This window comes from Agromyces solani, from assembly GCF_058349925.1.
Genome location: NZ_JBYRER010000001.1, coordinates 1,492,425 through 1,504,949, shown reverse-complemented (window position 1 = coordinate 1,504,949; position 12,525 = coordinate 1,492,425). Strand labels below are relative to the sequence as shown.

Genomic DNA, 12,525 nt, shown 5'->3' with positions numbered 1-12,525 from the left:
TATCGGGTGATCGACACGCCCGCGGCGTTCGACGAGGCGGTCGGCCTGCTGCTCGGCGGCGAGGGACCGATCGCGGTCGACGCAGAGCGGGCGAGCGGATTCCGCTACTCCCAGCGCGCCTATCTCATCCAGATGTACCGCCGCGGCGCCGGGGTCTTCCTCTTCGACGCGCCCGAGGTCCCCGACTTCTCCGCACTCGAGGAGGGCATCCGCTCCGAGGAGTGGGTGCTGCACGCCGCGAGCCAGGACCTCGCCTGCCTGCGCGAGGTCGGCCTCGACCCCGATCTGATCTTCGACACCGAGCTCGCTGCGCGCCTGCTCGGCATGCCACGGGTCGGGCTCGCCTCGGTCGTCGACGAACTGCTCGGCATCAAGCTCGCGAAGGAGCACTCGGCGGCCGACTGGTCGACGCGCCCGCTGCCGCAGGCCTGGCTGAAGTACGCCGCCCTCGATGTCGAACTCCTCGTCGACGTCCGCGACCGGCTGGTCGAGCGGCTCGAAGACGCCGGCAAGACCGAACTCGCCGGCCAGGAGTTCGACGCGGTGCTGCACCGCGCCGTCAAACCCCCCGCCGCGGAGCCGTGGCGTCGTCTCTCCGGCATCCACGCGATGCGGAGTCCACGCAATCTCGCGGTCGCCCGCGAGCTGTGGACGTCCCGCGACGCGCTCGCGTCCGAGTCCGACATCGCCCCGGGGCGGCTCATCCCAGACGCGTCCATCGTCGCGGTGGCGCGCGCCCTGCCGTCGACCCGACGAGCTCTCGCCGACCTCAGGGAGTTCACCGGCCGGGCGAGTCGGACCGAGCTCGACCGGTGGTGGACGGCGCTCGAGCAGGGCCTCACGACCGACCAGCTGCCCGCCGTGCGCGTGCCGAGCGACGCCCCGCCGCCGCCGCGGGCGTGGGCCGCGCGCAACCCCGAGGCCGACGCCCGCCTGAAGGCGGCGAAGACCGCGGTCACCGAGGTCGCCGAGCAGCTCGAGATGCCCGTCGAGAACCTCCTCACCCCCGACTTCCTGCGCCGCGTGGCCTGGCACCCGCCGCAGCCGGCGGACGCCGCAGGCATCAGCGCGGCGCTCGCGGAACTCGGGGCACGGCCGTGGCAGCTTGAGGCAACCGCACAGATTATCGCCGATGCATTTGTCGAGGCGTCACAATCGCTGCTCGACGCCGCAACCGAGGGTTCGTAGGAACCGTCAAGCGATTCACGAGCGCTCAGCGCCCGTTCGTAGGATCGAGGCATCCTGATTTCGAAACGGAGCTGCAGCGTGGCTGAACGAGCTGATGTCGTGTTCGTCGACGGGGTCCGAACCCCGTTCGGGCGAGCCGGTGAAAAGGGCATGTACTGGAACACCCGGGCCGACGACCTCGCGGTCAAGGCGATCACGGGGCTCCTCGAGCGCAACCCGAACCTCCCGCCCGAGCGGGTCGACGATGTCGCCATCGCGGCCACGACGCAGCAGGGCGACCAGGGCCTGACGCTCGGCCGCACCGCGGCGATCCTCGCCGGCCTGCCGATGAGCGTGCCGGGCTTCGCGATCGACCGCATGTGCGCGGGCGCGATGACCGCCGTCACGACGACCGGCTCGGGCATCGGCTTCGGCCAGTACGACGTCGTCATCGCCGGCGGCGTCGAGCACATGGGCCGTCACCCGATGGGCCTCGACGCCGACCCGAACCCGCGATTCCTCACCGAGAAGCTCGTCGCCGCCGATGCGCTCAACATGGGCAACACCGCGGAGCGCCTGCACGACCGGTTCCCCGAGCTCACCAAGGAGCGCAGCGACCGCTTCGGCATGCTGAGCCAGCAGAAGGTGCAGGCCGCCTACGACGCGGGTCACATCCAGCCCGACCTCGTGCCGGTCGCCATCCGCACGGCCGAGGGCTGGGGCCTCGCGAGCGAGGACGAGGGCCGTCGCCCCGCGACGACGATGGAGGGGCTCGCGAGCCTCAAGACGCCGTTCCGCCCGCACGGCCGCGTCACCGCGGGCAACGCGTCGCCGCTCACCGACGGCGCCACGGCTGCGATCCTCGCGAGCTCGGACGCCGCGAAGGAGCTCGGTCTCACCACGAAGATGCGCATGGTGAGCTTCGGCTTCGCCGGCGTCGAGCCCGAGGTCATGGGCATCGGCCCGATCCCCTCGACCGAGAAGGCGCTCAAGAACGCGGGCCTGAAGATCGAGGACATCGGCCTCTTCGAGCTCAACGAGGCCTTCGCCGTGCAGGTGCTGAGCTTCCTCGACCACTTCGGCATCGCCGACGACGACCCCCGCGTCAACCCGTGGGGCGGCGCGATCGCGATCGGCCACCCCCTCGCGGCATCGGGCGTGCGCCTCATGCTGCAGCTCGCGCGCCAGTTCGAGCAGCACCCCGAGGTGCGCTACGGCGTCACCGCGATGTGCGTCGGCCTCGGCCAGGGCGGCACCGTCATCTGGGAGAACCCGCACCACAAGCGCTACGGAAAGGGCCGCTGAGCGACATGACCGACTACTCGAAGATCGACTTCTCCGAGCTGGCGGCCGCGTTCGCCGACGACGAGGTCGTCACGCACTCGTACGTGCGCGACATCCGCCTCGCCTCGGGCCGCACCCTCGCCCTCATCACGCTCGACAACGGTCGCGACCACACGCGTCCCTCCACGCTCGGGCCGGTCACGCTGCTCGAGCTGAACGATCGGCTCGACGAGCTGAAGGCCCGTGCCGCAGCCGGGGAGATCCAGGCGGTCGCCATCACGGGCAAGCCGTACTTCCTCGCGGCGGGCGCCGACCTCTCGAAGGTCGGCGAGATCCCGAGCCGCGACATCGCGCTGAAGATGGGCCAGCTCGGCCACATGGTCTTCGGCAAGCTCGGCGAGCTCGGCGTGCCGTCGTTCACGTTCATCAACGGCCTCGCCCTCGGCGGCGGCCTCGAGGTCGCCCTCAACAGCGACTACCGCACGGTGGATGCCTCGGCTCCGGCCATCGCACTGCCCGAGGTCTTCCTCGGCATCGTCCCCGCCTGGGGCGGCGCGTACCTGCTGCCGAACCTGATCGGCATCGAGAACGCCCTCAAGGTCGTCATCGAGAACCCGCTGAAGAACAATCGCATGCTGAAGGCGAAGGACGCCTTCGACCTCGGCATCGCCGACGCGATGTTCCCGCCGGTCAACTTCCTCGAGGACTCGCTGAAGTGGGCCGACGGCGTGCTCGGCGGTTCGGTGCAGGTGAAGCGCCCGAACGCTCCCGGAAAGCTCGAGCGGCTCGCCAAGTGGGACGTCGCCGTCGGCATCGCCCGCAAGAGCATCGAGGGCAAGCTCGGCACCACGGCGAAGTCTCCGTACGTCGCGCTCGACCTCCTCAAGGCGGCGAAGTCGGGCACGAAGGCCGAGGGCTTCGCCCGGGAGGACGAGGCGCTCGCCGACCTCGTGTCCGGCGACCAGTTCGTCGCTTCGATCTACGCGTTCAACCTCGTGCAGAAGCGCGCGAAGCGTCCGGCCGGAGCGCCCGACAAGTCGCTCGCCCGCAAGGTGACGAAGGTCGGCATCATCGGGGCGGGCCTCATGGCCAGCCAGTTCGCGCTGCTGTTCGTGCGACGCCTGCAGGTTCCGGTCGTCATCACCGACCTCGACCAGGCCCGCGTCGACAAGGGGCTCGCGTACATCCGCGATGAGATCGGCACCCTCGAGCAGAAGGGCCGCATCGACGCCGACGAGGCGAACCGACTGCGCGCGCTCGTGTCGGGCACGACCGACAAGGCCGACTTCGCCGACTGCGACTGGGTCATCGAGGCCGTCTTCGAGGACCTCGCGGTGAAGCAGCAGGTGTTCGCCGAGGTCGAGCCGCACCTCGCCGAGACCGCGATCATCGCGACGAACACCTCGTCGCTGTCGGTCGAGGAGATCGGCGAGAAGCTCGCCCATCCCGAGCGCCTCGTCGGCTTCCACTTCTTCAACCCGGTCGCGGTCATGCCGCTGATCGAGATCGTGAAGACGCCGAAGACCGACGACGAGACCCTCGCCACCGCGTTCGCGACCGCGGCGAAGCTGCGCAAGAGCGCCGTGCTCACGGCCGACGCCCCCGGCTTCGTCGTGAACCGCCTGCTCGCCAAGGTCATGGGCGAGGCGGCGCGCGCCGTCGACGAGGGCACGCCGGTGCCCGTCGTCGAGAAGGCGCTCGCCCCGATCGGCCTGCCGATGGGCCCGTTCGAGCTCATCGACCTCGTCGGCTGGGCGGTCGCCGCCCACGTCCAGGACACGATGGTCCGCGAGTTCCCCGAGCGGTTCTACGCCTCGGCGAACATGCACGCCCTCTCGAAGCTCGGCGCCCCCGTCGTCGAGAAGGACAAGCACGGCAAGGTCACCGACCTCACCAAGGACGCCAAGAAGGCGATCACGGTCGGCAAGGCCGCCGTCGACGCCGGGACGATCCTGCGCCGTGTGGAGGACGAGCTCGCTCGCGAGATCAGGCTCATGCTCGACGAGGACGTCGTCGCCGCGGCGGAGGACATCGACCTGTGCCTCATCCTGGGCGCCGGCTGGCCGTTCCAGGCCGGCGGCGCCACGCCCTACCTCGACCGGGTGGGCGCGTCGGAGCGCGTGTTCGGCGACACGTTCCACCACCCCGCGATCCGCGGCGTCGGCGCGTAGCCGGCACGCGTCAGACGCGAACGGGCCCGCGACCTTCCGGTCGCGGGCCCGTTCCGCGTCTGCGGTGCGAGCGGTCGTCGCCTACTTCTCGGCGTGGGCGATGATCGGCTGGGCCCCCGTGTCGCCGGATGCCCCGCGAGCGTGCGGCAGCTTCGTGCCGAGCACCATGGCGGTGACGTCGTGGGCGATGTGCTGCGGGGTGAGGCGCACGCGCTCGAGGATGTCGGCTCGCGAGCCGTGTTCGAGGAACTCGTCGGGCAGGCCGAGTTCGGTCACGGCCGTGTCGACCCCGGCCTCCCGGAGGTCCTGGCGGATCCGGGTGCCGACACCGCCGACGCGGATGCCGTCTTCGAGGGAGACCACGATGCGGTAGTCGCCGGCGAGTCCGACGACGCTCCGCGGTACCGGCACGACCCAGCGCGGGTCGACGACGGTCGCCCCGATGCCCTGGGCCTCGAGGCGCTCGGCGACGTCGAGTCCGACGCCGGCCATCGGGCCGACGGTGACGATGAGCACGTCCTTGCGCTCGGATTCGACGAGCACGTCGACGCCGTCGTCCGTGCGCCGCACCGCCTCGTACTCGGTGCCGACCGACCCCTTCGGGAATCGGAGCACGGTGGGCGCGTCGGTCACCTGCACGGCCTCGCCGAGCTCTTCGGCCAGCCGGATCGCGTCGCGCGGTGCGGCGATGCGGATCCCCGGGACCACCTGGAGGATCGAGAGGTCCCAGACGCCGTGGTGGCTCGGCCCATCGGGGCCGGTGACGCCCGCACGGTCGAGCACGAACGTGACACCCGCCTTGTGCAGGGCGACGTCCATGAGCAACTGGTCGAACGCCCGGTTCATGAACGTCGCGTACACCGCGACGACGGGGTGCAGGCCGCCGAAGGCGAGCCCGGCGGCCGAGGTCACCGCGTGCTGCTCGGCGATGCCGACGTCGAACACCCGACTCGGGAAGCGCTCCGCCATCCGGTGAAGGCCGGTCGGCCGCAGCATCGCGGCGGTGATGCCGACGAGTCGTTCGTCGGCCTCGGCGAGGTGGACGAGCTCGTCCGCGAAGACGCTCGTCCAGCTCTTCGCTCCCCCGGTCTCGAGCGGCTCGCCCGTCTCGGGGTCGATCTGGCCGACGGCGTGGAACTGGTCCGCGACGTCGTTGCGGGCGGGCTCGTAGCCCCGCCCCTTCTCGGTGATGGCGTGCACGATGACCGGGGCGCCGTAGTGCTTCGCCTGCTGGAGCGCGGCCTCCATCGCCTGCTCGTCGTGCCCGTCGACCGGGCCGACGTACTTGATGTCGAGGTTGGAGTAGAGCGCCTCGTTGTCGGTGAACCGCGCGAGGAACCCGTGCAGGCCGCCGCGCACCCCGCGGTAGAAGGCCTTCGCCGGGCCGCCCAGCTTCTCGAACGCGTCGCGGCTCGAGAGGTGCAGGTTGCGATAGGTGCGCTTCGTGCGCACCGAGTTCAGGAATCGGGCCATGCCGCCGATGGTCGGCGCGTACGAGCGGCCGTTGTCGTTGACGACGACGATGAGCTTGCGGGTGTTGTCGTCGGAGATGTTGTTGAGCGCCTCCCACGTCATGCCGCCCGTGAGGGCCCCGTCGCCGACGACCGCGACGACGTGCCGGTCGTGCTGCCCGGTCATCTCGAATGCCTTCGAGATGCCGTCGGCCCACGACAGCGAGCTCGACGCGTGCGAGGACTCGACGATGTCATGCTCCGACTCGCTGCGCTGCGGATAGCCGGCGAGCCCGCCGGTCTGGCGCAGCGTCGAGAAGTCCTGGCGGCCCGTGAGCAGCTTGTGCACGTACGACTGGTGCCCCGTGTCGAAGACGATGGCGTCGCGCGGGGAGTCGAACACGCGGTGGATCGCGATCGTGAGCTCGACCACGCCGAGGTTCGGGCCCAGGTGGCCGCCGGTCTTCGCCACGTCGGCGACGAGGTGCTCGCGCACCTCGACCGCGAGCTGGTCCAGCTGCTCCTTCGAGAGAGCATCGAGGTCGCGCGGGCCTCGGATCGTCTCGAGCAAGGTCATGCGTTGGGCCTCCGGGATGACGCGGCGATGCCGCCGAACGGAACGAGTCTACGCCGGGGTTCCTGAACGCCCGGGCAGACGACAGGGCGATCGGCGGAATCGCCGATCGCCCTGTCGTCGGAAATGCGTGCGGGTCAGACGAGGCTGCGCAGCACGTACTGCAGGATGCCGCCGTTGCGGTAGTAGTCGGCCTCACCCGGGGTGTCGATGCGGACGACCGCGTCGAACTCGATCGTCGACTTGCCGGCGGGCGAGTGCTCGCTCGGGGCGGCGACGACGTGCACCGTCTTGGGCGTGGTGCCCTCGTTCAGCTGCTCGAGGCCCGTGATCGAGACGACCTCGGTGCCGTCCAGGCCGAGCGACGCCCAGCTCTCGCCGGCCGGGAACTGCAGCGGGACGACGCCCATGCCGATGAGGTTCGAGCGGTGGATGCGCTCGAAGCTCTCGGTGATGACCGCCTTGACGCCCAGCAGGCTCGTGCCCTTGGCCGCCCAGTCGCGCGACGAACCCGAGCCGTACTCCTTGCCGCCGAAGATGACGAGCGGGGTGCCCTGGGCCTGGTAGTTCTGCGACGCGTCGTAGATGAACGACTGCGGGCCGCCCTCCTGCGTGAAGTCGCGGGTGTAGCCGCCCTCGACGCCGTCGAGGAGCTGGTTCTTCAGGCGGATGTTGGCGAACGTGCCGCGGATCATGACCTCGTGGTTGCCACGGCGCGAGCCGTAGGAGTTGAAGTCCTTGCGGTCGACGCCGTGCTCGGTGAGGTAGCGGCCCGCCGGGCTGTCGGCCTTGATCGAGCCGGCCGGCGAGATGTGGTCGGTCGTGACAGAGTCGCCGAGCTTCGCGAGCACGCGGGCGCCCGAGATGTCGCTGACGGGGGTGGTCTCCATCGTCATGCCGTCGAAGTACGGGGGCTTGCGCACGTAGGTCGACGCCTCGTTCCACTCGAACACCGAGCCGGTCGGCGTCTCGAGGTTGCGCCAGCGCTCGTCGCCCTCGAACACGCTCGCGTACTGGTGCACGAACATGTCCTTGTTGATCGAGTTGTCGATCGTCTCCTGCACCTCGGCGGCGTCGGGCCAGATGTCCTTGAGGAAGACGTCGTTGCCCTCGGTGTCCGTGCCGAGCGCGTCGACCTCGAAGTCGAAGTTCATCGACCCGGCGAGGGCGTACGCGATCACGAGCGGCGGGGACGCGAGGTAGTTCATCTTCACGTCGGGGTTGATGCGGCCCTCGAAGTTGCGGTTGCCCGAGAGCACCGCCGTGACGGCGAGGTCGGAGTCGTTGACCGCGGTCGAGATCTCGTCGATCAGCGGACCGGAGTTGCCGATGCAGGTCGTGCAGCCGTAACCGACCGTGTAGAAGCCGAGCGCCTCGAGATCGGCCGTGAGGCCGGCCTTCTCGTAGTAGTCGGTGACGACCTTCGAGCCCGGCGCGAGGGTCGTCTTCACCCACGGCTTCGCCTTGAGGCCCTTCTTCGCCGCGTTGCGGGCGAGCAGGCCCGCCGCGAGCATGACCGACGGGTTCGAGGTGTTCGTGCACGAGGTGATCGCCGCGATCGCGACGGCACCGTGGTCGAGCGTGAACTTCGCGCCGTCGGCGAGCGTGACCGGCGTCGGGTTCGACGCGGTGGCGGGCGCGTGGCTCGCGTGGTGGTGCTCGTGGTGGTTGTGCTCGTCTTCCGGCGAGTTGCCGGGCGGGTCGGAGGCGGGGAAGGACTCGGCGATCTCGAGGTCCACGAGGTCGTGGTCGACGGTGGCGTAGTTCAGGAGGTCCTGCTCGAAGGCGGCCTTCGAGTTCGACAGCTCGATGCGGTCCTGCGGACGCTTCGGGCCGGCGATCGAGGGCACGACCGTCGAGAGGTCGAGCTCCATGTACTCGCTGTACGCGGGCTCGTTGTCGGCGTCGTGCCAGAGCTTCTGCGTCTTCGAGTAGGCCTCGACGAGGGCGATCTGCTCGTCGCTGCGGCCGGTGAGACGCAGGTAGTCGAGCGTGACGTCGTCGATCGGGAACATCGCCGCGGTCGAGCCGAACTCGGGGCTCATGTTGCCGATCGTCGCACGGTTCGCGAGCGGGACCGAGGCGACGCCCGAGCCGTAGAACTCGACGAACTTGCCGACGACGCCGTGCTTGCGCAGCATGTCGGTGATGGTGAGGACGACGTCCGTCGCGGTGACGCCGGTCGGGATCGAGCCCGACAGCTTGAACCCGACGACCTTCGGGATGAGCATCGAGACGGGCTGGCCGAGCATCGCGGCCTCGGCCTCGATGCCGCCGACGCCCCAGCCGAGCACGCCGAGGCCGTTCACCATCGTCGTGTGCGAGTCGGTGCCGACGCAGGTGTCGGGGTAGGCGCGGAGCACCCCGTCGACCGTGCGGGTGAACGTCACCTTCGCGAGGTGCTCGATGTTCACCTGGTGGACGATGCCGGTGCCCGGCGGGACGACCTTGAAGTCGTCGAACGCGGTCTGACCCCAGCGGAGGAACTGGTAGCGCTCGCCGTTGCGCTCGTACTCGATCTCGACGTTGCGCTCGAGGGCGTTCTCGGTGCCGAAGAGGTCGGCGATGACGGAGTGGTCGATGACCATCTCGGCCGGCGCGAGCGGGTTGATCTTGTCGGGGTCGCCGCCGAGGGCGACGACGGCCTCGCGCATCGTCGCGAGGTCGACGATGCAGGGGACGCCCGTGAAGTCCTGCATGACCACGCGCGCGGGCGTGAACTGGATCTCGGTGTCGGGTTCGGCGGTCGGCACCCACGAGCCGAGCGCCTCGATCTGCTCCTTGGTGACGTTCGCGCCGTCCTCGGTGCGCAGCAGGTTCTCGAGCAGCACCTTCAGGCTGAACGGCAGCTTCTCGTGCCCCGGCACGGTGTCGAGCCGGAAGATCTCGTAGGACTTGTCACCGACGTGGAGCGTGTCCTTCGCCCCGAAACTGTTCACTGCAGACACGATGTCCTCTCCTTCGCGGATGCCGCCCGGCACGCGGGCAGCACTCCATCTTCTCCGTCAGACAGGCGGCCGATCCAGCAAGGGTAACCTAAGCCGTTCGCCCGCCGACAGGCTTCGCACGGTGTGCGGATTTATCTTGACGTCGAGATAACTGTATCACTCGGCCGAGCGCGGGGCCGACGGGTAGACGGCGCGCACGACGAGCCACGAGAAGATGAGCACGAGGGCGTAGAGGGGAACGCCCATGAGCAGGCGGAAGGCGCCGAGCGCCTCGACGTTGTCCGCGAGGTAGAACGGCAGTTGGACCGCCAGGCGCGCGACGAAGAGCCCGATCCAGACGAGCGTCAGGAACTGCATGGCGCGGTACTTCCGCCGGTCCTTCCGCCAGGCGACGCCGTCGCCCATGAGGAATCCGACGATGAGCCCGATCGCCGGCCACCTGACGAGGAGCGACACCAGGAGTGCAAGCGCGTAGGCCGCGTTCGTGAAGAAGCCGAGCACGTAGTTGTCGCGCGCGTTCCCCGTCCAGAGCGCGAGCGCCGCCGAGGCGAGCACGCCGATGAGGCCGGCGATCGCCTGCGTCGGCTGCCCCTTGGTGGCGATGCGGACGAGCGTGAACACGACGGCGAGCCCGACGGACGCGATGAGCGCCGGGACCAGTGCGGACTGCGGGTCCTGCCCGGCGAAGCTCGTGAGCGAGCTGTACACGACGAGGAAGACGAGGCCGGGCAGCAGCGCCTCGAGGATCCCGCGGAATCCGCCGACCGCGGTGAGCAGGTCTCGGCCGCTGAGCTTCTCGTCGCGAGCCAGCGCGCCGAGTCCGCTCTTCTCGGCCGCGGCCGCGAAGGCTCGACCGAACTCGCCGGCGTCCGGGCGGGGTTCGCCCGAGGCATCCCGCCCGTCGTCGTCGGGTTGCGGGCGCTCGGCGCCCGTCGCGTCCGTCATGCCTACGCCGTCGGGGCGCCGGCCGACGACGCCGGCATGCGCAGCGGGATCAGGTCGCGCGGCGGCATCGGCGTCGCGCCGCGCACGACGACGATCGAACGGAAGAGGTCTTCGACCTGCGCGGCGGCGGCCGGGTCGACCGCCGCCTGGCCGGCGATCACGCCGCGCAGGAACCAGCGCGGGCCATCGACGCCGATGAAGCGCGCCAGACGCATCTGGCCCTGCTGGGCCTCGCCTGCGGCCACGGGGATCTGGGCGAGCAGCTCGGGGCCGAACGTGCCCTCGCGAACCGTCGTCGTGCCGCCCTGGCGGGCGATCTGGTCGGCGATCTGTGCGCGGATCTCGTGCCACAGCCCGCTCGATCGGGGTGCCGCGAACGGCTGCACCTGCAGCGTCGAGTTCGCGTAGTCGAGGCCGATCGCGACGACGCGCTTCGTCCCCTCCTCGACCTCGAGGCGGAGGTGCAGGCCTTCGCGCGGGAGGATCTTGACGCCGCCGAGGTCGACGTACGGTCGAACGGGGTTGGCCTCCGCCTCGTCGAGCGGGCCCGCAGTCGCGCGGTCGTCGGGTGCGGACTTGGGCTGGTCGACGGGAGCCCCGTCGGTGTTCTCGATGTCGCTCACGCGTTCACTCCTGACTTGTGCTCCCCGAATCCCGTGGAGCCGAATCCCCCGTCGCCGCGCAGGCTGCCCGGCAATTGCTCGACCTCGACGAACCGCGCTCGGCTGACCGGCATCACCACGACCTGGGCGATGCGGTCGCCCGCCTCGATGGCGTACGACTCGTTCGCGTCGGTGTTGAGCAGTGCGACCTTGATCTCGCCGCGGTAGCCCGCGTCGACCGTGCCCGGCGCGTTCACGATCGTGATGCCGTGCTTGAAGGCGAGGCCCGATCGCGGGACCACGAAGGCGACGTAGCCGTCGGGCAGGGCGATCGAGACGCCGGTACCGACGGTGGCCCGCTCCCCCGGACCGAGCACGACCGCTTCGGCGGCGTGCAGGTCCGCTCCGGCGTCGCCCGGGTGGGCGTAGTTCGGAATGCGCGCTGCGGTGATGAGGACGTCGACGGAATCGGTCACCGTTCGAGGGTAGTGCAGAACGCTGACCGGAAGGCGCGTGAACGCCGCCGCCGTCGACCGCGCCCGATCAGCGGGCGGTGTCGAAGTCTGATCTGATAGAGGCATGCCCGACTATCGCGAGAAACTGTGGCCGACGCCGTGGATCTACCTCTCGAGCCTGCTGCTCGTGCCCGCGAGCATCCTCGTGCTCGCACCGGTGTCGATGCCGGCGGGCATCGCCACCGGCGTGATCCTGTACGCCGCCGTCGCCGGGGCGCTGAGCATCACGGCCCCCGTCATCGAGGTCCGCGACGGGCGACTGCGCGCGGGGCGGGCCGAGATCTCGCTCGACCTGGTCGGCGAGGCCGTCGCCGCCGACGAGGCCGCGGCGCGCATCGAGCGGGGCACGGGGCTCGACGCCCGGGCGTTCCTCGTGATCCGCGGCTGGATCCGCCCGGTCGTGCGCATCCCGATCGTCGACCCGTCCGACCCGACGCCGTACTGGCTCGTCTCGACCCGTCACCCCAAAGAACTGGCCGCCGCGATCAACGGATCGCGACGGCCCGACGATGCGGAGCAGAGCGCTTAGGAGGCGCACTCCAGGCAGATCGGCCCGAGCTTCGTCTCGTGGTCGATCTGCGAACGGTGCTTCACGAGGAAGCAGTTCACACAGGTGAACTCGTCGGCCTGCGGGGGCAGCACGACGACGTCGAGCTCGACATCCGACAGGTCGGCACCCGAGAGGTCGAACCCACCGGGATTGTCGGCGTCATCGACGTCGACCACACCCGACATCTTGTCGGGGACGCGTTCCTTGAGGGCCTCGATCGACTCCGAGTCGTCTTCGGTCTTCCGCGGGGCGTCGTAATCCGTTGCCATTCCCATCCATTTCCTCAAGCGCCGGAGATTCGGCGGCCATAGTCTGCAT

General features: G+C 69.9%; 10 protein-coding genes. 4 read left to right on the top strand and 6 right to left on the bottom strand.

The genetic code is table 11. The annotated features are described in order from the left end of the window. The first annotated feature begins 6 nt into the window (after positions 1 to 6). The 3 genes from AC3RJ7_RS06900 (at position 7) to AC3RJ7_RS06890 (ending at position 4,622) form a co-directional block, all read left to right on the top strand. On the top strand, positions 7 to 1,188 hold the full coding sequence (locus tag AC3RJ7_RS06900) for an HRDC domain-containing protein (RefSeq protein WP_491455053.1): 1,182 nt from the start codon (positions 7 to 9) through the stop codon (positions 1,186 to 1,188). 78 nt (positions 1,189 to 1,266) lie between these two features. Beyond that, positions 1,267 to 2,472, top strand: coding sequence for a thiolase family protein (locus tag AC3RJ7_RS06895; protein WP_491455052.1), 1,206 nt, complete (start codon positions 1,267 to 1,269; stop codon positions 2,470 to 2,472). 5 nt (positions 2,473 to 2,477) lie between these two features. Beyond that, positions 2,478 to 4,622 (top strand): 3-hydroxyacyl-CoA dehydrogenase NAD-binding domain-containing protein, encoded by a 2,145-nt coding sequence (locus AC3RJ7_RS06890; protein WP_491455051.1) that lies wholly within the window; start codon positions 2,478 to 2,480, stop codon positions 4,620 to 4,622. 81 nt (positions 4,623 to 4,703) lie between these two features. Here AC3RJ7_RS06890 and dxs read toward each other — a convergent pair whose 3' ends face one another. The 5 genes from dxs to dut all read right to left on the bottom strand — a co-directional run bounded on the left by dxs (position 4,704) and on the right by dut (position 11,618). Then, a complete protein-coding gene (gene dxs / locus AC3RJ7_RS06885; RefSeq protein WP_491455050.1) occupies positions 4,704 to 6,650 on the bottom strand; it encodes a 1-deoxy-D-xylulose-5-phosphate synthase in 1,947 nt (648 codons plus the stop codon). Between the two features lie 134 nt (positions 6,651 to 6,784). Continuing rightward, the gene (gene acnA, locus AC3RJ7_RS06880; protein ID WP_491455049.1) at positions 6,785 to 9,595 is read right to left on the bottom strand and encodes an aconitate hydratase AcnA; all 2,811 of its coding nucleotides are present in this window, start codon (positions 9,593 to 9,595) and stop codon (positions 6,785 to 6,787) included. Between the two features lie 156 nt (positions 9,596 to 9,751). Continuing rightward, the gene (locus AC3RJ7_RS06875) at positions 9,752 to 10,540 is read right to left on the bottom strand and encodes a DUF3159 domain-containing protein (protein ID WP_491455048.1); all 789 of its coding nucleotides are present in this window, start codon (positions 10,538 to 10,540) and stop codon (positions 9,752 to 9,754) included. Between the two features lie 2 nt (positions 10,541 to 10,542). Next, positions 10,543 to 11,163 carry a DUF3710 domain-containing protein gene (locus AC3RJ7_RS06870; protein ID WP_491455047.1) on the bottom strand — a complete coding sequence of 207 codons (621 nt, stop codon included), beginning with the start codon at positions 11,161 to 11,163 and terminating at the stop codon, positions 10,543 to 10,545. Continuing rightward, complete coding sequence (dut, locus tag AC3RJ7_RS06865) at positions 11,160 to 11,618, bottom strand: dUTP diphosphatase (RefSeq protein WP_491455046.1); 459 nt, start codon at positions 11,616 to 11,618, stop codon at positions 11,160 to 11,162. Before dut ends, AC3RJ7_RS06870 begins: the two co-directional genes overlap by 4 nt. A 103-nt stretch (positions 11,619 to 11,721) precedes the next feature. Here dut and AC3RJ7_RS06860 point away from each other — a divergent pair, with 103 nt between their 5' ends. Then, entirely contained in the window at positions 11,722 to 12,186 is a 465-nt protein-coding gene (locus tag AC3RJ7_RS06860; protein ID WP_491455045.1) for a DUF3093 domain-containing protein, read from the top strand. On the opposite strand, the gene AC3RJ7_RS06855 is transcribed toward AC3RJ7_RS06860, so the two are convergent. Beyond that, positions 12,183 to 12,476 carry a DUF4193 domain-containing protein gene (locus AC3RJ7_RS06855; protein WP_026378289.1) on the bottom strand — a complete coding sequence of 98 codons (294 nt, stop codon included), beginning with the start codon at positions 12,474 to 12,476 and terminating at the stop codon, positions 12,183 to 12,185. The two genes, AC3RJ7_RS06860 and AC3RJ7_RS06855, sit on opposite strands and share 4 nt — an antisense overlap. Between the last annotated feature and the right edge of the window lie 49 nt (positions 12,477 to 12,525).

Excerpts from the sequence above, each read along its gene's own strand:
- AC3RJ7_RS06875 (WP_491455048.1), bottom strand. The coding sequence starts at position 10,540 with ATGACGGACGCGACGGGCGCCGAGCGCCCGCAACCCGACGACGACGGG.
- dxs (WP_491455050.1), bottom strand. The coding sequence starts at position 6,650 with ATGACCTTGCTCGAGACGATCCGAGGCCCGCGCGACCTCGATGCTCTC.
- AC3RJ7_RS06860 (WP_491455045.1), top strand. The coding sequence starts at position 11,722 with ATGCCCGACTATCGCGAGAAACTGTGGCCGACGCCGTGGATCTACCTC.
- AC3RJ7_RS06855 (WP_026378289.1), bottom strand. The coding sequence starts at position 12,476 with ATGGCAACGGATTACGACGCCCCGCGGAAGACCGAAGACGACTCGGAG.
- AC3RJ7_RS06890 (WP_491455051.1), top strand. The coding sequence starts at position 2,478 with ATGACCGACTACTCGAAGATCGACTTCTCCGAGCTGGCGGCCGCGTTC.